The sequence below is a fragment of the Xenophilus arseniciresistens genome, assembly GCF_028023875.1.
GTDB lineage: Bacteria > Pseudomonadota > Gammaproteobacteria > Burkholderiales > Burkholderiaceae_C > Xenophilus > Xenophilus arseniciresistens.
On record NZ_JAQIPB010000002.1, the window covers coordinates 603,458 to 623,056 of the forward strand.

The following is a 19,599-nucleotide window of genomic DNA, read 5'->3' on the forward strand; positions in this document are numbered from 1 at the left end:
GTCTGCTTCAGAAGGGCAGCTTCATGCCCGCGGGCATGCCGGGCATGCCCGCCGTGATCTTGCCCATCTTCTGCTCGCTGGTTTCCTCGGCCTTGCGCACGGCGGCGTTGAAGGCAGCAGCCACCAGGTCTTCCAGCATGTCCTTGTCGTCGGCCAGCAGGCTGGGGTCGATGGTCACGCGCCTGACGTCGTGCTTGCAGGTCATCACGACCTTGACCAGGCCCGCGCCGGACTCGCCTTCGACCTCGATGTTGGCCAGTTCTTCCTGCGCCTTCTTGAGGTTGTCCTGCATGGCCTGGGCCTGCTTCATGAGGCCGGCGAGTTGTCCTTTGTTGAACATGGTGCTTGTCCTTTGGAGAAAGAAATGGGTCGAAGAATGTCGTTTGAATGGATGCCGCGCCGGCCCGCCTCGATCGGGACGGATCAGGCAGGCTTGAGGCTGCCGGGCACGATGCGCGCGCCCCATTGCTGCATCAGCAGCTGCACGTCGGGGTCGTTGCGGATGCTCTCCTCGGCCGCCAGCTGGCGCGCCTGCGCAGCCAGCCGGTTGCGACGCGCGGGGCTGTCGGTGACCGCGCCGATCTCGATGACCAGCCGCACCGAGCCATGCCCGGCGCCGGCCAGGGCATTCTGCAGCTTTTCTCGGCTGGCACCCTGGTTGAGCGATTCGCGCTCCACGCGCAGCACCCACTGGTCCACATCGCGGCCCACCAGTTGCGACTGCAGGGCCAGCTCGCGCGTGAGCGCCGAAACGGCTTCGGCCGCCACCAGGGCCGTCACGGTGCTGAACCAGAAGTCGCCCTCCTCGCTGGGCGCGATGGGCTCGAGCCGGCTTTCACTGCTGGGCTGGCCACGCGCGCCGGCCGGTGGCTGCACACGCAGCGGCAGCGAGGCGAGCGGCGGATCGGCTTCTTCACGCGGTGCGCGCATCGGCGCCGGCGCAAGGGCGCGGCGCGGCGCATCGACCACGGGCAGGTGCTGGCCGCGCGGCGGCATCGCCGAAGCGGGCGGCGCCGGCTCTTCAGGCCGAACGGCGGCAGCGGCTTCGGCCAAAGGCACCGGCGCCTCCGGTGCCGGCGCAGGCGCTTGTTGAACGGACTGCGCTGCTTCTGCCCTGGGCGGCGCAGCGCGCGGGGCGGGCTCAGGCGCCGGCGGTTGCGTGGGCGCCTGCGCTGTCAGCGGGCTTTTTTTTTCCCCGGCGGGCGCAACCGCATCGCTGGGCTTGAAGGCCAGCAAGCGCAGCAACACCATCGTCAAGGCCGCGTATTCGTCCGGGGCCAGGCCCAGCTCGGCGCGCCCATGCAGGCACAGGCTGTACAGAAGCTGCGTTTCGTCAGGCGCCATGGCCGCAGCCAGGCGCGCCAGCTCGGCCGCATCGGGGTTGGCCTCGTCCTGGCGGGCGGCCTGCGCGCGCGCCGGCACGGCCTGCAGCACGGCCATGCCCTGCAGCACCGCGGTCATCTCTTCGAGCGTGGAAGCGGCCGACAGGCCGTCGCGCCGCAGCGCCTCGCTGGTCTCGACCACGGTCTGCCCGTCGCCACGCGCCAGCGCATCGATCAGCGCATGCACGTGGCCCCGATCGGCACTGCCCAGCATCTGGCGCACGCCGCCTTCGGCCAGCGAACCGTTGCCATAGGCGATGGCCTGGTCGGTCAGTGAAAGCGCATCACGCATGGAGCCGCGGGCGGCCCGCGCCAGCAGGCGCAGCGCGCCGGGCTCGGCGGGCACCTGCTCCGCGCCCAGCACGCGGGTCAGGTGCTCCAGCACGGTCTCGGGCGCCATAGGCCGCAGGTTGAACTGCAGGCAGCGCGAGAGCACCGTCACCGGCACCTTCTGCGGGTCGGTGGTCGCCAGCACGAACTTGAGGTACTCGGGCGGCTCCTCCAGCGTCTTGAGCATGGCGTTGAAAGCCGTGTTCGTGAGCATGTGCACTTCGTCGATCATGAAGACCTTGAAGCGCCCCTGCACCGGCTTGTAGACGGCCTGCTCCAGCAGTCCCTGCACCTCGTCCACGCCGCGGTTGGAGGCGGCGTCCAGCTCGGTGTAGTCGACGAAGCGGCCGGCATCGATGTCGGCGCAGGCCTGGCACACGCCGCAGGGCGTGGCCGTGATGCCGCCCTGCCCATCGGTGCCCTGGCAGTTCAATGACTTGGCCAGGATGCGCGAGACCGTGGTCTTGCCCACGCCGCGCGTGCCCGTGAACAGGTAGGCGTGGTGCAGGCGCTGCTGCGTGAGCGCGTTCGACAAAGCCTGCACGACATGCTCCTGGCCGACCATCTCGCTGAAGCTGCGCGGACGGTATTTGCGGGCCAGGACAAGGTAGGACATCGCCCGGATTCTAAGAGGCGCCGGATGCGCGCCCTGCGGCCCGCCCGGGCACAGACCGCCCGCGGTGCAGGGGCTTGTGCGGCGCGACTACAATCGCGGCTGACGGGCCTCCCCGCATGGTGAAGTGGCCAACCGGGTCAGGTGGGGAACCAAGCAGCCCTAACTGCGTAGCCAGTGCCGGGGGTAAGGCTCGTCAACCTCTTCTCTTGCGTCCAAGCGCCTTCGGGCGCTTTTTCGTTGGCCGCGCGTCAATGGCCCGCGAGCCAGCGACGCACGCCCTGTGCCGCCACCACGCCGCTGGCCATGCACGCCGTGAGCAGGTAGCCCCCGGTGGGCGCCTCCCAGTCCAGCATTTCACCGGCCACGAAGACGCCCGGCACCGCCCTCAACATGAGCGCGGCATCGAGTGCCTCGAAACGCACGCCGCCTGCGGTGCTGATCGCTTCGGCCACCGGCCGCGGCGCCACCAGTTCGATGGGCGCGGCCTTGATGGCCTGTGCCACGCGGGGCGCATCCTGCCAGTGCTCGCGCGGCAGCAGCTCGTGCAGCAGCGCGGACTTGATGCCGTCCAGACCCAGCCGGCCTTTGAGATGGCTGCCCAGCGAACGCGAGCCGCGCGGATGCTGCACGGCCGCCAGCACCTGCTGCGCGCTGCGATCGGGCAGCAGATCCACCCAGAGCGTGGCGCGCCCATGCGTGCGGATCCGCTCGCGCAGCAGGGCCGACACCGCATACACCACGCTGCCTTCCACGCCCGTGGCCGTGGCCACGAATTCGCCCTTGCGCGTGATGCGCCCGCCCGCTTCATCGAGCACCTGCACGGCCACCGATTTGAAGGGCTGGCCTGCGAAGCGCTCGGCAAAAAAGGGCGTCCAGGCGGCCACGTCGAAGCCGCAATTGGCCGGCTGCAGCGGCGCAAGGTCGATGCCCCGCGCCTGCAGGTCCGCCGCCCAGAGCCCGTCGGATCCCAGCCGCGGCCAGCTCGCGCCGCCCAGGGCCAGCACCACGGCGTCGGCTGCATGCGCCAGCGGGCCATCGGGCGTATCGAACTGCAATGCGGTGCCGGCCGCAGCGCCGCGCCATGCCGCCCATCGATGCCGCATGTGGAATTGCACGCTGGCCGCGCGCAGCCTCTGCAGCCAGGCCCGCAGCAGCGGCGCCGCCTTCATGTCGGTGGGGAAGACGCGGCCCGAACTGCCTATGAAGGTCTGCACGCCGAGCGCATGGGCCCAGTCGCGAAGGGCCTGGGCGTCGAAGCTGCGCAGCAGGGGCTCGATCTGAGGCTGGCGTGCGCCGAAGCGCCCCGCGAAGGCCTCGAAGGGCTCCGAATGCGTGAGGTTCAGTCCGCCGCGGCCCGCGAGCAGGAACTTGCGCCCGACCGAAGGCATCGCGTCGAACAAGTCGACCGCGAGGCCTGCCTCAGCCATTTGCTGCGCGGCCATCAGGCCTGCCGGGCCGCCGCCGATGACGGCCACCCGCTTCATGCCCACACTCCTGCGCTCGTCCGTGCCATCCATGCGTCGGCGCGAGGCCGGTCTTTTCCCGAGGTCCAGGGACTTTGGCTATCGCGGCCATAGCCCCCTTGGCGACCATGCAAACTCTTGGTTTCTGTCACAATGCCCCGCACTGTAGCGGCACCCTCTGCAAGCCTCTACACGCTAAGGAAGAAACACCATGGCCAGCGAACTGATCAAACACATCACCGATGCCTCCTTCGAAGCCGACGTCCTGCAGTCCGACAAGCCGGTGCTGGTGGACTACTGGGCTGAATGGTGTGGTCCCTGCAAGATGATTGCCCCCATTCTTGATGACGTCTCCAGCACCTACGAAGGCAAGCTGCAGATCGCCAAGATGAACGTGGACGAGAACCGCGACATCCCCGCCAAGTTCGGCATTCGCGGCATCCCCACGCTGATGCTGTTCAAGAACGGCCAACTCGCCGCCACCAAGGTGGGCGCGATGAGCAAGGCCCAGCTGACGGCATTCCTGGAGCAGCAACTGGCCTGATCGCCAGCCCCTGCACAGCCCGTACACGGCCGGCGCGCAATGCGTCGGCCGTTTTCTTTTCCTGTCATAATCGGGCGCAAATTCACCGGGCTCCAACACAGAGGCCGGTTCGAATGTCCCGGTTTGCGCTGCACGTCTCTCGCAGCGCCTCAGACCTCCCCCTCCCTGCCGCCCTCGACGAATCCCACCCTGGGATCATTCCATGCACCTGAACGAACTCAAGGCACTGCACGTGTCGGAACTGCTCAAGCAGGCCGAAGCCCTCGAAATCGACAACGCCAGCCGCATGCGCAAGCAGGAGTTGATGTTCGCCATCATCAAGAAGCGGGCGAAGGCAGGCGAGCAGGTGTTTGCAGACGGCGTGCTGGAAATCCTGCCCGACGGCTTCGGCTTTCTGCGCAGTCCCGACACCAGCTTCACCGCCAGCACGGACGACATCTACATCAGCCCCAGCCAGGTGCGCCGCTTCAACCTGCACACCGGCGACATGATCGAGGGCGAGGTGCGCATCCCCAAGGACGGCGAGCGCTACTTCGCGCTGACCAAGCTCGACAAGGTCAATGACGGCGCGCCCGAGGCGAACAAGCACAAGGTGATGTTCGAGAACCTCACGCCGCTGTTCCCGAAAGAGCAGATGAAGCTCGAGCGCGACAACTTCAAAGGCGACGAGAACATCACCGGTCGCGTGATCGACATCATCGCGCCCATCGGCAAGGGCCAGCGCGCGCTGCTGGTCGCGCCGCCCAAGAGCGGCAAGACGGTGATGATGCAGCACATCGCCCACGCCATCAGCGCCAACTACCCGGACACGCACATGATGGTGCTGCTGGTGGACGAGCGCCCCGAAGAAGTGACCGAAATGCAGCGCTCGGTGAAGGCCGAAGTGATCGCCTCCACCTTCGACGAACCCGCAGCGCGCCACGTGCATGTGGCCGAGATGGTGATCGAGCGCGCCAAGCGCCTGGTCGAGCTGAAGAAGGACGTGGTGATCCTGCTGGACTCCATCACGCGCCTGGCCCGCGCCTACAACAACGTCGTGCCCTCGTCGGGCAAGGTGCTCACGGGCGGTGTGGACGCCAACGCGCTGCAACGCCCCAAGCGCTTCCTGGGTGCGGCGCGCAACGTGGAGGAAGGCGGCTCGCTGACCATCATCGGCACGGCGCTGATCGACACCGGCAGCCGCATGGACGAAGTGATCTTCGAAGAGTTCAAGGGCACGGGCAACAGCGAAATCCATCTGGACCGCCGCCTGTACGAAAAGCGCGTGTTCCCCTCGATCCAGCTCAACCGCAGTGGCACGCGCCGCGAGGAACTGCTGCTGGCCCCCGAGGTGTTGCAGAAGACCCGCATCCTGCGTCAGTTCATGTACAACATGGACGAGATCGAGTCCATGGAGATGGTGCTCAAGAGCATGAAGGCCACCAAGACGAACGTCGAGTTCTTCGACATGATGCGTCGCGGCGGCTGAACAAGCGTCAGATTGAGCCAACCTCCAGGGCCCTGCCCTCCTCGGCGCTTCGCCGCCCCAGATCCAGCAGTTCCATCAACGCCACAGCCTCGGCGGGCGTGACCGGCGCTTCGCGCTGGCCCCGGATGGCGTCGCGCACGGCAGCGTAGTAGCGCGTGTAGTCGCCGCGCTGGTTGGGCACGGGCTGCGTGTGCAGCGCACCCTGCGCATCGGCCTGCACCCATTCACCCGGCGTGCCGTCCACGCCCCAATCCGCGCCGCCCGGGCGCAGACCCGCGCGCAAGGCATCCTCCTGCGGATCGACGCCGTGCTTCACATAGCTGCCGCGAGTGCCGTGCAGCAGGAAGCGCGGCGCGGCATGCGCAGCCAGGGTGGAGGCATGCAGCACCACGCGCAAGGGCGCATGAGGCCCGTGTTCGTAGCGCAGCAGCGCGTGGAAATGATCCTCGACCTGCGCACCTTCGCGCAGGGTCGCGCAGTCGAGCTGCAGGCTGTCGGGCGCGCCGAAGAGCTGCAGCGCCTGATCGAGCAGATGCGCACCCAGGTCCACCCACAGCCCGGCGCCCGGCACGGCCTGTTCGCGCCAGCGCTCGCGCACCTGGGGCCTGAAGCGGTCGAAATGCGACTCGAGGTACACGGGCCGCCCGACGGCGCCTTGGGCCAGCAGGTCGCGCAGTGTCAGAAAGTCGGCGTCCCAGCGCCGGTTCTGGTAGACGCTCAGCACCCGGCCGCGGGCCGCTGCCAGTTGCGCCAGCTCGCGGGCCTGGTTGGCATCGAGGGTGAAGGGCTTGTCCACCACCACATGCCGGTCGGCCAGCAGCGCCGCACGCGCCATCGGATGATGCTGCGCGTTGGGCGTGGCGATCACGATCAGGTCCAGTGCCAAAGCGGGTGCCAGCAAGTCCTCCAGACTGGGGACGACCTGGGCCTGGGGCCAGTCGGCCAGCACCTTGTGCGGCTGCGAACTGGCCACGGCGGCCAGTTGCAGGCCGGGCACGGCCGACAGCACCGGCGCATGAAAGTTCTGCCCCGCCAGGCCATAGCCCACCAGGCCTGCGCGGATCGTGGGGAAGGCTTGCTCGGGCATGGGCGGACTCGGCGGATTGACTTGATGAAGGGGCAGTATGCGATAATCGCTGGCTTCGCGAAAAGTGCGCCCGGCAAAAGTGCGGGGTGTGGCTCTCGCAACGACCACAAGGAAACCGCACCATGGCCAAAGAAGGCATTCACCCCAACTACCGCGAAGTTCTGTTCGTGGACCTGTCCAACGGCTTCAAGTTCGTGACCCGTTCGTGCGTGAACACGAAGGAAACCGAGACCTTCGAAGGCAAGGAATACCCGCTGTACAAGCTGGACACCTCGAGCGAATCGCACCCCTTCTACACCGGCACGCAGAAGTCGGTGGACAACATGGGCGGCCGCGTGGAGCGTTTCCGCAACAAGTTCGGCAAGTCCGCACTGGCGAAGTAAGCCGGCGCACCGCCGAGTCAGGGCAGCCCGGGCAACCGCGCTGCCCTTTTTCATTCATCTGCAGCCGGCATCATCCGGTCCGCCACTGCGGCTTATTGCTTGAACAACCCTACGCCAGCCATCGTCGCCCAAAGCGCCGTGCGCCGCCTGCCGAGGCTGGCGCTGCTGCTGCTGTGCGTCGCCTATCTGATGCCCGGTCTGCTGGGACGTGGCCCGTGGAAGAGCGCCGATGTCTCCTCCTTCGGCTACATGCTGGCGCTGGTCGGCCATCCGTGGGACCTGACGCGCTGGCTGGAGCCGATGCTGCTGGGCCACAAGCCGGAGATTCCGGCGCTGCTGCCCTACTGGATCGGCGCGTGGGCGATCCAGCTGGCGCCCTGGTGGCGGCCGGACCTGGCGGTGCGCGTGGTGTATGCGCTGATGCTGTGGGGCACCTTCAGTGCCACCTGGTATGCGGTCTACTACCTCGCGCGCACCCCGGGCGCACAGCCCGTGGCCTTCGCCTTCGGTGGCGAGGCCCAGCCCAAGGACTACGCCCGCGCCATCGCCGACGGCGGCCTGCTGGCCCTTCTGGCCAGCCTGGGCCTGGCCCAGCTGGGCCATGAAACCACGCCCGCGCTGGCCCAGCTGTTCTTCGGCGCGCTGATGTTCTATGGCGTGGCGGCGGCGCCGTACCGGCGCCTGGGGCCGACGCTGGCCCTGCTGCTGGGCGGCCTGGGAATGTCGCTTGGCGGTGCGCCCTGGCTGGCGCTGGTGCTGGGCCTGGGCAGCCTGCTGCTGAGCCTGCGCGAACGCATTCAGCCTGGCCGGGCCAGCCCCGGCGAGGACGCCGGCCATGGCTACGACGCAGCCGCCCTGGCCGCGATGGCGGCACCGCTGATCCTGGGCGCCGGCCTCGCCTTCGGCCTGCAGCAGTTCCACTGGCGCATCGTGTGGCCCGGCGAAGGCCCGGCCAGTGCCGGCGCGCAGGCCGGCAGCCTGCTGCGCCTGTTCATCTGGTTCACCTGGCCCACCTGGCCGCTGGCGCTGTGGACCCTGTGGCGCTGGCGCCAGCAATGGCTGGCCCGACATGTGGCCCTGCCGCTGCTCTTCGCCGGCGTGATCGGCATCGCGGCCATGCTGGGCGCAGCCTCCGACCGCGTGCTGCTGCTGGCCCTGCCGGCGCTGGCCACGCTGGCGGCCTTTGCGCTGCCCACCTTCAGGCGCAGCGTGTCTGCGCTGGTGGACTGGTTCACGCTGCTGTTCTTCAGCGGCTCGGCCCTGCTGATCTGGCTGTACTGGATCGCCATGCAGACCGGCGTGCCGGTCAAGATGGCCTCCAGCGTGGCGCGGCTGACGCCCGGCTATGTGGCGCAGTTCTCGCTGCCCATCTTCCTGATCGCCGTGGCCGCGACGCTGGCCTGGTGCTGGCTGGTGCGCTGGCGCACGGGCCGCCACCGCGCCGCGCTCTGGAAGACGCTGGTGCTGCCCGCAGGCGGCGTCACGCTGTGCTGGCTGCTGCTGATGACGCTGTGGCTGCCCGCGCTGGACCACGCGCTGAGCTACGCGCCGCAGGTGCGGGCCATCCAGCAGCACACGGGCCCCGCGCCCCGTTGCGTGGCCGAGCTTGGCGTGGACCGGCCGCAGCTGGCCGCGCTGAGCTACCACGGCAACTACACGCTGCAGCCCATCAATTCGCACACCGAATGCCCCTGGCTGGTGGTCAAGCCCGAAGCGGTGCATCTGCTGCAATTGATCGTGGACCTGCACGACTGGCGCCTGATCGGCACGTTCCGGCGCACCTCCAACGCCAGCGACGACCTGCTGCTCTACCAGCGCCGCCCCGAAGCGCCGCTGCCGGAAGTGCCCGTGATCGAACCCGTGATCGGCCCGTGAAGCGGCGCCGATGAGCAGCAGCACCCATGGCGGGGCGCACCCCGGCGAACGCAGCCTGATCGCCCGCCACGCCGGCACCGTGTTCGTGGGCCAGATGGCCGTCATGGCTTTCGGCGTGACCGACACGCTGGTGGCCGGCCGCTATGCCGAAGAGGCGCTCGCGGCGCTGTCGGTCGGCGCGGCCATCTTCATCAGCGTCTACGTGGCACTCATGGGCGGGCTGCAGGCGCTGCTGCCCGTGTGGGCCGAGCTTCATGGCGCCGGCCGCAGCGCCGAGGTCGGGCGCTCGGTGCGTCAGTCGCTCTACCTGTGCGCGGGCGCAGTGTGCATCGGCATGGCCGTGCTGCTCTTTCCCGGACCTTTGCTGCGTTGGACCGACGTGCCGCAGGCCATGCAGGCCGAGGTGACGCGCTACCTCGCCGTGCTGGCCTGGGCGCTGCCGCCGGCCCTGCTGTTCCGGCTCTACAGCACGCTCAACCAGAGCCTGGGCCACCCGCGCCTGGTGACCTGGCTGCAGACCGCTTCGCTGGCGCTGAAGCTGCCGCTGTCGATCTGGCTGACCTTCGGCGGCGCCGGCCTGCCGGCTCTGGGCGTGGTGGGCTGCGGCATCGCCACCCTGATCGTCAACTGGACCATGCTGGCCGTGGCGCTGGTGATGCTGCGCACGCAATCGCTGTACGCGCCCTACGCGCTGTGGCAGCGCCTGGAGGCGCCCGACGGCCGCCAGTTGCGGCAGTTCGCGCGGCTGGGCATTCCGGGCGGGCTGGCGGTGCTGGTGGAAGTCAGCTCGTTCACGCTGATGGCGCTTTTCATCGCCCGCCTGGGCACCACGGCCTCGGCGGCGCACCAGATCGCATCAAACCTCACGGCAGTGGCCTACATGGCCCCCCTGGCCCTGGGCCTGGCAACGAGCGCGCGCGTGAGCTTCTGGCTGGGTGGGGGCCAGCACGCGCGGGCGCGCCACGCCTGCCGGCTGGGCCTGGAAATGACCGTGCTGTGCGCGCTGGCCGTGGCGGTGGCGATGGCCCTGGGGCGCCATGTGCTGGCGTCCTTGTACTCCTCGCAGGCTTCGGTGGCGCAGCTGGCCGCGCCCCTGCTGCTCGCGACTGCGGCCTATCACCTGGCCGATGCCGTGCAGACCCTGTGCGTCTTCGTGCTGCGCTGCTGGCGCGTGACGGTGCTGCCGCTGATCATCTACTGCAGCCTGCTGTGGGGCCTGGGGCTGACGGGCAGCTACTGGCTGGCCTATCGCGGCCTCGGGCCCTGGGGCGCCATGCAATCGCCGCTGGCCTTCTGGCTCATGAGCAGCGTGGCCCTGGGCCTCACGGCCCTGCTCTTTCTGGCCCTGCTGTGGAAGACCGTCAGGCGGCCACCAGCTGCGGCCGCGCCGGCCGCAGTCGGGCCACCGGAAACACCAGCATGAAGCGAGAGCCCTGCCCCAGCGTGCTTTCGATGCGCAGTTGCGCGCCGTGGCGCTGCGCGATGTGCTTGACGATGGCCAGGCCCAGCCCCGTGCCGCCAGTCTCGCGCGAGCGGCTGCGGTCGACCCGGTAGAAGCGCTCCGTCAGTCGCGGAATGTGGTCGGCCGCGATGCCGGGGCCGGTGTCGCGCACCGCGAACTCGCCGCGCCCGTCGGACAGCAGGCGCCAGGTCACCGTCACTTCGCCGCCGGGCGGCGTGTAGCGCACGGCATTGCTCACCAGGTTGGACATGGCGCTTTGCAGCTCGGTGGCCGCGCCGGACAGTTCGCTGTCGGCCTCCAGCGAGAAGGACAGGCGATGACCCTGCGTGCTCAGGCGGCTCGACAGGCCACGGGCCTCGTCCTCGCAATGGGCCAGCAGCGCCCTCACGCGCGTCCACTGGTGGCCCGGCGGCGGTGCGCTGCCTTCCAGGCGCGACAGCGTCAGCAGATCCTGCACCAGCGTGCCCATGCGCTGTGCCTGCTGGCCCATCAGCCCCAGGTAGCGCGCACGCTCGTCGGCCTCCAGCGGCAGGCTCTGCAGCGTTTCCACAAAGCCCGTGAGCACGGTCAGCGGCGTGCGGATCTCGTGCGAAACGTTGGCCACGAAATCGCGCCGCATGGCATCGGCCTGCTCCAGCGCCGTCACGTCGCGCGTGAGCAGCATGCGCCGGTTGCCCGCATAGGGGTGGACCTGCACCGACAGCCGCTGCGGACGCCCCTGCCCGCCCACCTGCACCACGGGGCCGTCGATCACCACGTCGCGGCTGTAGTTCCACGAAGCCAGGTAGGCCACGAAGGCGGGGTCGCGAACCAGGTTGGACAGATGCGCCAGCAGATCGCGCTCGGCATCGATGTTCAGATGGCCGGCCGCCGTCTGGTTGCACCATTCGATGCGGCCCTGGTCGTCGATGAGGATCACGCCGTTGGGCGAGGCCTGGATCGCCGCAAGGAATTCCTTGAGCCGGTCTTCGGCCTGCTGGGTCTGCTGCTCGCGCACGCGCAGCAGCTTGCGCACGCGCTCGGCAATCTCGCCCCACACGCCCATGCGGCGCACGCCCAGTCCCGCCACGTCATCGCGCAGGGCGTTCACCAGTTGCTGCGCCCGCCAGGCATCGCCCAGCAGCCACAGCAGGGCACCCACCCATGCGCCCAGCCACAGCTGCCGCCACTGGCTCAGAAGGCCGGCCACCACGGCCCCGCCCAGGGAGGCGATGAGAAAAAGCGCGATGCGAAAGGGCATGGTGAATTATCAGGAGTCGCCGGGCGCCGGGCACCAGCCCGCCACGAGGCAGGCGCAGCGAAGCTCTCAGGGCGCCCGTGGAACGAGCTTTGTCCGGCCACCGGGTGCGCCCTCCTCCCGAAGGAGAGGGGGAAGCCGCTAAGCGGCCTGGGGGGTGTTTCGCTTCAGACCGTGGCCTGCGCCGTGAAACGGTAGCCTGCGCCGCGCACGGTCTCGACCATGGTGGAGGCCGCGCCCAGCGCTTCGCGCAGGCGTTTGACGTGCACGTCCACCGTGCGCTCCTCGATGAAGACATGGTCGCCCCACACCTTGTCGAGCAGCTGCGAGCGGCTGTGCACGCGCTCGGCGTTCTGCATCAGGTAGGCCAACAGCTTGAACTCGGTGGGGCCCATCTTCAGCGGATTGCCCTGCCAGCTCACGCGATGCGTGGCGGTGTCCAGCATCAGATCGCCCACCTCCAGGCGCTCGGCAGCGGCCTCGGGGGCGCGGCGGCGCAGCACGGCGCGGATGCGCGCCAGCATCTCCTGCGTGGAGAAGGGTTTGGTGATGTAGTCGTCCGCGCCGGCGTCCAGACCGGCCACCTTGTCGGGTTCGTCGCCGCGCGCCGTGAGCATCAGGATCGGCACGGTCTTGGTCCGCGCCTCCTTGCGCCACTGGCGCGCCAGCTGCAAGCCACTGTGCCCCGGCAACATCCAGTCCAGCAGAATCAGGTCGGGCAGCACGGCGTCGATCTCGCGCTGCGCAGACACACCGTCCTCGGCCCAGATGGGCTCGAAGCCGTTGTGCCGCAGGTTCACCGCCAGCAATTCAGCAATGGAGGATTCGTCCTCGACGATCAGTACGCGGGGTTTCTTCATGGATGCATCAGTTGCGCAGCGCTCACTGCACGGCGGACTCGATTTCCTTCATCGGAGTGTGCCGCACATCGGCACCCTTGACGATGTAGATCACGAACTCGGCGATGTTCTTGGCATGGTCGCCAATGCGCTCGATGGCCTTGGCCACGAACACCAGGTCCAGGCTGGGAGAGATCGTGCGCGGGTCTTCCATCATGTAGGTGACCAGCTTGCGCACGAAGCCGTCGAACTCCTGGTCGATCAGATCGTCTTCCTTGAGGATCGACAGCGCGGCCGCGGTGTCCAGACGGGCGAACGAATCCAGCGCCTTGCGCAGCAGGCCCGAGGCCAGCTCTGCGGCGATGCGCAGCTCGGTGGTGGGCAGCTGGCGCGAGGAGCCGCTTTCGATGATCGACTTGACCATGCGCGCGATGCGGTGGGCTTCGTCGCCCACGCGCTCCAGATTGGCCGTGGCCTTGGAGATCGCGATCAAGAGGCGCAGGTCGCGTGCCGTGGGCTGGCGCCGCGCGATGATGCTGGACAGCTCGCGGTCGATTTCCACTTCCATCGCGTTGAGGCTGTCTTCGGTCGCGATCACGCGATCGGCAGACTCCACGTCGAACTGCAGCAGCGCATAGATGGCCAGGCGAATCTGCGATTCGGCCAGGCCGCCCAGTTCCATCACGCGCGAAGACACGCCGTTGAGTTCGCTGTCGAACTGGCTTGAGAGGTGTTTTTCCGTCATTTCTTGCCTCCGAAGAAGTCAACGATCAGCCGAAGCGGCCGGTGATGTAGTCTTCCGTTTCCTTGCGCTGGGGCTTGAAGAACATCTGCTCGGTGGCGCCGAACTCGATCAGGTCGCCCAGGTACATGTAGGCCGTGTAGTCGCTGCAGCGAGCGGCCTGCTGCATGTTGTGGGTCACGATCACCACCGTGTACTCGTTCTTCAGCTCGGCGATCAGCTCCTCGATCTTGGCCGTGGAGATGGGGTCCAGGGCCGAGCAGGGCTCGTCGAGCAGCAGCACTTCGGGCTTGATGGCAATGCCGCGTGCGATGCACAGGCGCTGCTGCTGGCCGCCCGAGAGGCCCGAGCCGCTTTGCTGCAGCTTGTCGCGCACCTCGGTCCAGAGTGCGGCCTTCTTCAGGGCCCATTCCACGCGGTCGTCCATCTCGGAGGCCGACAGGTTCTCGAACAGCTTCACGCCGAAGGCGATGTTGTCGTAGATCGACATCGGGAAGGGCGTGGGCTTCTGGAACACCATGCCGACCTTGGCGCGGATCAGCGCCACGTCCTGCTTGCTGGTCAGCAGGTTCTCGCCGTCCAGGGCAATGGTGCCTTCGGCGCGCTGCTCGGGATAGAGCTCGAACATGCGGTTGAAGGTGCGCAGCAGGGTGGACTTGCCGCAACCCGAGGGACCGATGAAGGCCGTGACCTTGTTCTCGGGAATCTCCAGGTTGATGTTCTTCAGGGCGTGGAACTTGCCGTAGTAGAAGTTCAGGTCCTTGACGGCGATCTTGGCGCGCGCGGGCGCAGAGGAAGCAACGGTAGCAACGGTAGCAACCATTTTTGTGTACTCAGAGTTTGCTGCGCGTCAGGACCCGCGCAAGGATGTTGAGGGCAAGCACGGCGACGGTGATCAGGAACACGCCGGCCCAGGCCAGGTGCTGCCAGTTCTCGTACGGGCTCATCGCGAACTTGAAGATGGTCACGGGCAGGCTGGCCATCGGCTGCGTGATGTCGGAAGTCCAGAACTGGTTGTTCAGGGCCGTGAACAGCAGCGGCGCGGTTTCGCCGGCGATGCGGGCAATGGCCAGCAGGATGCCGGTGACCACACCCGCGCGGGCCGCGCGCAGCGTGATGGAAAGGATGACCTTCCACTTGGGCGTGCCCAGGGCGTAGGCGGCTTCGCGCAGGCCCGGGGGCACCAGCTGCAGCATGTTCTCGGTCGTGCGGATCACCACGGGGATGGTGATCAGCGCCAGGGCCAGCGCACCGGCGATGCCCGAGAAGCCGCGGAAGTAGGCCACCGCCACGGCGTACACGAACAGGCCGATCACGATGGACGGCGCCGACAGCAGAATGTCGTTGACGAAGCGGGTCACCGAAGCCAGCAGGCCCTTGGGGTTGTACTCTGCCAGGTAGATGCCGGCCATGATGCCGATGGGCGTGCCGATGAAGGTGGCCAGGCCGACCATCACCACCGAGCCGAAGATGGCGTTCAGGATGCCGCCCTCTTCGTTGGGCGGCGGCGTCATCTGGGTGAAGGTCGCCACCGTCAGGCCCGAGATGCCCAGGCGCAGCGTTTCCCACAGGATCCAGATCAGCCAGAACACGCCGAAGGCCATGGCCGCCAGCGACAGGGTCAGCGCCACCTTGTTCACGGCGCTGCGGCGCGAGAACTTGGCCTGCCGCGCGGCGGCCAGCTTCTGCGCTTCGATGAGTGCGTTGGCGGTGCTCACGATTTCTTGCCCTCGCTCTTGGCCATGCGTGCCAGCAGCAGCTTGGACAGCGACAGCACGACGAAGGTGATGAAGAACAGCACCAGGCCCAGGTACATCAGGGCGGCCTGGTGCAGGCCGGCGCCGGCTTCGGCGAACTCGTTGGCCAGGGCCGAGGTGATGCTGTTGGCGGCCTCGAACATCGACAGCGAATTGAGCTGGTTCATGTTGCCGATCACGAAGGTGACGGCCATGGTCTCGCCCAGCGCGCGGCCCAGGCCGAGCATGATGCCGCCGATGACGCCGGCCTTGGTGTAGGGAAGCACGACCTTGGAGACGACCTCCCAGGTGGTCGAGCCCAGGCCATAGGCAGATTCCTTCAGCAGCGGCGGCGTGACTTCGAACACGTCACGCATCACCGACGCGATGAAGGGGATGATCATGATGGCCAGGATGATGCCGGCCGACAGGATGCCGATGCCCACGGGCGGGCCCGACACCAGCGCGCCCAGGTAGGGCACGTCGCCGACCAGGCGCTGCAGCGGCTGCTGCACATAGGTGGACAGGATGGGGCCGAACACCAGCAGGCCCCACATGCCGTACACGATGGAAGGCACGGCAGCCAGCAGTTCGATCGCGGTGCCCAGCGGGCGCTTGAGCCAGGCAGGTGCCAGTTCGGTCAGGAACAGCGCGATGCCGAAGCTCACGGGCACGGCGATGACCAGCGCGATCAGCGAGGTCATCAGCGTGCCGTAAATCATGACGAGTCCGCCGTATTCGTCGCGGACGGGATCCCAGACGCTGCTGGTCAGAAAACCCAGCCCGTACTTGGTGATGGCTGGCCAGGCGCCAGCGATGAGGGACAACAAGATGCCGATGAGCAGCGCCAGCGTCAGCAGTGCGGCGCCCATGGCTGCCCAGCCAAAGAGGCGATCCGCCATGGGGCCGGAACGGGTGCTCTTGACAGGAGGCGGCGAGACGGTGCGCTCGGCCTGCTGCGCCATGTCCAGCGGTGCGCCGCCGGCAGTGAGGGTGGATGACACAGGTCGCTCCATGGTGGATCGGGCGCGTGCGCAGCTTTTCAACTGCAGCGACGCGCCCTTTTCATTTCTTATTGGTATCGAGAAGAGAAGCCGGGATTACTCGACGGCGATGGCCTTGCCGGCGCTGTCCTTGACGCTGGCGGCCCATTGCTTGGTGATGGCCGTCTTCACGCTGGCGGGCATGGGCACGTAGTCCAGGTCAGAAGAGGTCTTGTCGCCGTTCTTGTAGGCCCAGTCGAAGAAACGCAGCACGGTGGCGGCCTGGGCGGGCTTGTCCTGGGTCTTGTGCATCAGGATGAAGGTCGCGCCGGTGATGGGCCATGCGCCATCGCCTTGCTGGTTCGTCAGGATCTGGTAGAAGCTCTTGTCCCACTGTGCGTTGGCAGCAGCAGCCTTGAAAGCGTCTTCTTCAGGCTGGGGGAACTTGCCGGCGGCGTTTTGCAGCAGAGCGTAGGTCATCTTGTTCTGCTTCACGTAGGCGTACTCGACGTAGCCGATCGAGTTGGGCAGGCGACCGACGAATGCGGCCACGCCTTCGTTGCCCTTGCCACCTGCACCGGTGGGCCAGTTCACGGCCGTGCCTTCGCCGACCTTCGACTTCCACTCGGCGTTGACCTTGCTCAGGTAGTTGGTGAACAGGAAGCTGGTGCCCGAGCCGTCGGCGCGGCGCACGGGAGCGATGGCGGCGTCAGGCAGGTTCAGCGAAGCGTTCAGGGCCTTGATCGCGGGGTCGTTCCACTTGGTGATCTTGCCCAGGTAGATGTCGCCCAGCACCTGGCCGTTGAGCTTGAGTTCGCCAGCCTTGATGCCCTGGATGTTCACCACGGGGATCACGCCACCGATGACGGTGGGGAACTGGATCATGCCCTTGGCCGCCAGATCCTCGTCCTTCAGGGGCGCGTCGGAAGCGCCGAAGTCCACGGTCTTGGCTTCGATCTGCTTCAGGCCGGCGCCGGAGCCCACGGACTGGTAGTTGATCTTGACGCCGGTGGCCTTGTTGAAGTCTGCAGCCCACTTGGAGTACAGGGGGGCCGGGAAGCTGGCGCCTGCGCCGGTTGCTTCCTGAGCCATGGCGGGGAACGAGACAAAAGCGGCAGCGGCAACGCCGGCAGCGATGAATTGGAACGAGGTTTTCATGGTCATCCTTTCGTAGATGGCTGGGCCCGCGGATCGGGCTTGCCGCGACTGTAGAAATCCCATGTGACAGTGACATGACACTCTGTCATAAACACATTTACCCCTGGAGACACCTTGCGGGGCCACGAAAGTCATCAAATCGTCACAGCGCTTCGCCACACTGATCCACCCCTTCGGGGCCCGCCGTTACCATGCGGGCTCGCCTGCTCGCTGCCACCACTTCATGCAAAACGGAACCCGCCTTGCCGCGGTCGATCTCGGCTCCAACAGTTTTCGACTCGAAATCGGGCAGGTCGACCACGGTCAGATCCAGCGCGCCGAATACCTGAAGGAAACCGTCCGCCTGGGCAACGGCCTGGACGCCAATCGCAATCTCACGCTCGAAGCCATGCAGCGCGGCTGGGCCGCCCTGGCCCGTTTTGGCGAGCGCCTGGCCGGTTTCAAGCCCGGGCAGGTGCGCGCGGTGGCCACGCAGACGCTGCGCGAGGCCCGCAACCGCGATGAATTCCTTTTGCGCGCGCGCACCGTGCTGGGCTTCGGCATCGACGTGATACCGGGCCGCGAGGAGGCCCGCCTGATCTACCAGGGCGTGGCCCACACCCTGCCCCAGTTCGACGGCGGCGAGCGCGAGCGCCGGCTGGTGGTGGACATCGGCGGCCGCTCCACCGAGTTGATCGTGGGCCAGCGCTTCGAGGCCCTGGCCACCGAGTCCTACCGCGTGGGCAGCGTCGCGTGGTCGATGAAGCACTTCCCCGAAGGCCATTTCACCGCTTCGGCCTTCCGCATCGCGGAGATCGCGGCCAAGGCCGTGCTGGACGATGCGCTGAGCTACTGCAGCCGCGACCAGTGGGATGTGGCCTATGGCTCTTCCGGCACCATCGGCGCCGTGGGCGATGTGCTGGCCGCGGCAGGGCACACGCCCGGCGTGGTCACGCGTGACGGCCTGGATTGGCTGCTGGACCGGCTGATCAAGGCCGGGCATTCCGACAAGCTGCGCATGGAGGGCATCCGCGAGGACCGCAAGCCCGTCATCGGCGGCGGTCTGGCCGTGCTGCGCGCCATCTTCAGCCTGCTGGACATCGACCAGATGCGCGTGGCGCAAGGCGCGCTGCGCCATGGCGTGCTGTACGAACTGCTGGAGCGCGACGAGGCCGTGGCCGACATGCGCGCGACCACGGTGGCCCGGCTGGCCACCCGTTTCGCGGTCGATTCGGCCCAGGCCCGGCGCGTGGGCGAAACCGCGGGCGCGCTGTTCGTGCAGCTGATGCCCGGCTCGCGCGGTGCCGACAGCAGCCACAGCGCCGGCCGCGCCCTGCGCAAGCTGCGCTGGGCCGCGGCGCTGCACGAGATCGGCAACCACATCGCCCACAGCGATTCGCACAAGCACGGCGCCTACATCCTCGACAACGTGGAAGCGCCCGGCTTCGCCACCAACGAGCTGCATGTGCTGAGCCAGCTGGTGCTGGGCCATCGCGGCAAGCTGCGCAAGCTGGAGATTCCGCTGGACGACGAGGTCTTCTCGGCCCAGCTGCTGGCGCTGCGCCTGGCGGTGCTGCTGTGCCATGCCCGCCGCGACCCGGAGACGGGTGCCCTCAAGCTGTCGCGCAGCGGGCCGCTGCAGTTCGATCTGCGGGTCAGCGCCGACTGGGCCGAGCGCTTTCCGCAATCGGCCCATCTGCTGCACGAGGAAGTGCTGGCCTGGCAGAAGGCCAATGTGCAGCTGACGCTGCGCATCGGCTGAGAGCCTTCGTGCCCAGGTCCGCCAGGGGCCCCGGTCAGCCGCGAAGAGGAAAGAGACTTACAGGAGCTCGGGCGACTGCACCGTGACCATCACGGTCTGCTCTTCGGCGTCGCGCTCGCGCGTGCGAAACCACCAGACGGCGCCCTTTCGCACGGCGCAGCTGTCCTGCTTCAGGCCCATCAGCCGCGCGACGGCCTGCCCGAGCGTGGGCTGATGCCCCACCACCAGCACCACCGATTTGCCGTTGGGCCAGCCAGCGGTCTCCAGCAGCGCCTCGGCCGTCGCGTCGGGCGCCAGCTCGGGCCGCACCTTGTACTTGCGGCCCAGCGCCAGCACGGTCTGCTCGCAGCGGCGCGCGGGGCTGCTGAGCACGCGCGTGCCGTCGGGCAACTGGCGGTCCAGCCAGGCGGCCATGCGCTTGGCCTGCTTCTCGCCACGCACGGTGAGCGAGCGTTCCAGGTCGTTGCAGCCTTCGGTCCAGTCTTCCGCTTCGGCGTGGCGCCAGAGGATGAGATCCATGGTCGTGAGAACGTTGGTGAAACTTGGGTGGGCC

18 protein-coding genes and 1 other RNA gene are annotated in these 19,599 nt (G+C 67.8%); 7 read left to right on the plus strand and 12 right to left on the minus strand.

Features of this window, described 5'->3' with window-relative positions:
- Positions 1–7: 7 nt before the first annotated feature.
- Positions 8–340 carry a YbaB/EbfC family nucleoid-associated protein gene (locus PGB34_RS07425; RefSeq protein WP_271427424.1) on the minus strand — a complete coding sequence of 111 codons (333 nt, stop codon included), beginning with the start codon at positions 338–340 and terminating at the stop codon, positions 8–10.
- Between the two features lie 83 nt (positions 341–423).
- Complete coding sequence (dnaX, locus tag PGB34_RS07430; RefSeq protein WP_271427425.1) at positions 424–2,328, minus strand: DNA polymerase III subunit gamma/tau; 1,905 nt, start codon at positions 2,326–2,328, stop codon at positions 424–426.
- Positions 2,329–2,429: 101 nt separating this feature from the next.
- On the opposite strand from dnaX, the gene ffs reads away from it, so the two are divergent.
- Positions 2,430–2,526, plus strand: an RNA gene (gene ffs / locus PGB34_RS07435) — signal recognition particle sRNA small type.
- 50 nt (positions 2,527–2,576) lie between these two features.
- Here the strand turns inward: ffs and PGB34_RS07440 are convergent.
- Positions 2,577–3,812, minus strand: coding sequence for a TIGR03862 family flavoprotein (locus tag PGB34_RS07440; RefSeq protein WP_271427426.1), 1,236 nt, complete (start codon positions 3,810–3,812; stop codon positions 2,577–2,579).
- A gap of 190 nt (positions 3,813–4,002) precedes the next feature.
- Here PGB34_RS07440 and trxA point away from each other — a divergent pair, with 190 nt between their 5' ends.
- Both trxA and rho read left to right on the plus strand, forming a co-directional pair.
- A complete protein-coding gene (gene trxA, locus PGB34_RS07445) occupies positions 4,003–4,335 on the plus strand; it encodes a thioredoxin TrxA (protein ID WP_271427427.1) in 333 nt (110 codons plus the stop codon).
- 202 nt (positions 4,336–4,537) lie between these two features.
- A complete protein-coding gene (gene rho / locus PGB34_RS07450) occupies positions 4,538–5,803 on the plus strand; it encodes a transcription termination factor Rho (RefSeq protein ID WP_271427428.1) in 1,266 nt (421 codons plus the stop codon).
- Between the two features lie 7 nt (positions 5,804–5,810).
- Here the strand turns inward: rho and PGB34_RS07455 are convergent, their stop codons facing one another.
- Positions 5,811–6,890: an oxidoreductase gene (locus tag PGB34_RS07455; RefSeq protein ID WP_271427429.1), complete on the minus strand. Its 1,080-nt coding sequence runs from the start codon at positions 6,888–6,890 to the stop codon at positions 5,811–5,813.
- A 122-nt stretch (positions 6,891–7,012) separates the two neighbouring features.
- Here PGB34_RS07455 and PGB34_RS07460 point away from each other — a divergent pair, with 122 nt between their 5' ends.
- From PGB34_RS07460 to PGB34_RS07470, 3 genes are all read left to right on the plus strand, one after another.
- Entirely contained in the window at positions 7,013–7,273 is a 261-nt protein-coding gene (locus PGB34_RS07460; protein WP_271427430.1) for a type B 50S ribosomal protein L31, read from the plus strand.
- 99 nt (positions 7,274–7,372) lie between these two features.
- Positions 7,373–9,148 (plus strand): hypothetical protein, encoded by a 1,776-nt coding sequence (locus PGB34_RS07465; protein WP_271427431.1) that lies wholly within the window; start codon positions 7,373–7,375, stop codon positions 9,146–9,148.
- Between the two features lie 10 nt (positions 9,149–9,158).
- Positions 9,159–10,571: an MATE family efflux transporter gene (locus PGB34_RS07470; RefSeq protein WP_271427432.1), complete on the plus strand. Its 1,413-nt coding sequence runs from the start codon at positions 9,159–9,161 to the stop codon at positions 10,569–10,571.
- On the opposite strand, the gene phoR is transcribed toward PGB34_RS07470, so the two are convergent.
- The 7 genes from phoR to pstS all read right to left on the minus strand — a co-directional run bounded on the left by phoR (position 10,510) and on the right by pstS (position 17,305).
- Positions 10,510–11,850: a phosphate regulon sensor histidine kinase PhoR gene (gene phoR / locus PGB34_RS07475; RefSeq protein ID WP_271427433.1), complete on the minus strand. Its 1,341-nt coding sequence runs from the start codon at positions 11,848–11,850 to the stop codon at positions 10,510–10,512. The genes PGB34_RS07470 and phoR overlap by 62 nt on opposite strands.
- Positions 11,851–12,014: 164 nt before the next feature.
- Entirely contained in the window at positions 12,015–12,707 is a 693-nt protein-coding gene (gene phoB / locus PGB34_RS07480) for a phosphate regulon transcriptional regulator PhoB (protein WP_271427434.1), read from the minus strand.
- Between the two features lie 22 nt (positions 12,708–12,729).
- Entirely contained in the window at positions 12,730–13,431 is a 702-nt protein-coding gene (gene phoU / locus PGB34_RS07485; RefSeq protein WP_271427435.1) for a phosphate signaling complex protein PhoU, read from the minus strand.
- Positions 13,432–13,456: 25 nt separating this feature from the next.
- Positions 13,457–14,251 (minus strand): phosphate ABC transporter ATP-binding protein PstB, encoded by a 795-nt coding sequence (gene pstB, locus PGB34_RS07490; protein ID WP_271427436.1) that lies wholly within the window; start codon positions 14,249–14,251, stop codon positions 13,457–13,459.
- A 10-nt stretch (positions 14,252–14,261) separates the two neighbouring features.
- Positions 14,262–15,146 (minus strand): phosphate ABC transporter permease PstA, encoded by an 885-nt coding sequence (gene pstA / locus PGB34_RS07495; RefSeq protein ID WP_271427437.1) that lies wholly within the window; start codon positions 15,144–15,146, stop codon positions 14,262–14,264.
- Positions 15,143–16,129, minus strand: coding sequence for a phosphate ABC transporter permease subunit PstC (gene pstC, locus PGB34_RS07500; RefSeq protein WP_271427682.1), 987 nt, complete (start codon positions 16,127–16,129; stop codon positions 15,143–15,145). Before pstC ends, pstA begins: the two co-directional genes overlap by 4 nt.
- A 135-nt stretch (positions 16,130–16,264) precedes the next feature.
- The gene (pstS, locus tag PGB34_RS07505; protein WP_271427438.1) at positions 16,265–17,305 is read right to left on the minus strand and encodes a phosphate ABC transporter substrate-binding protein PstS; all 1,041 of its coding nucleotides are present in this window, start codon (positions 17,303–17,305) and stop codon (positions 16,265–16,267) included.
- Positions 17,306–17,528: 223 nt separating this feature from the next.
- Here pstS and PGB34_RS07510 point away from each other — a divergent pair, with 223 nt between their 5' ends.
- On the plus strand, positions 17,529–19,046 hold the full coding sequence (locus tag PGB34_RS07510) for a Ppx/GppA phosphatase family protein (protein WP_271427439.1): 1,518 nt from the start codon (positions 17,529–17,531) through the stop codon (positions 19,044–19,046).
- Positions 19,047–19,103: 57 nt separating this feature from the next.
- On the opposite strand, the gene PGB34_RS07515 is transcribed toward PGB34_RS07510, so the two are convergent.
- Positions 19,104–19,565, minus strand: coding sequence for a SixA phosphatase family protein (locus PGB34_RS07515; protein WP_271427440.1), 462 nt, complete (start codon positions 19,563–19,565; stop codon positions 19,104–19,106).
- Positions 19,566–19,599: the final 34 nt, after the last annotated feature.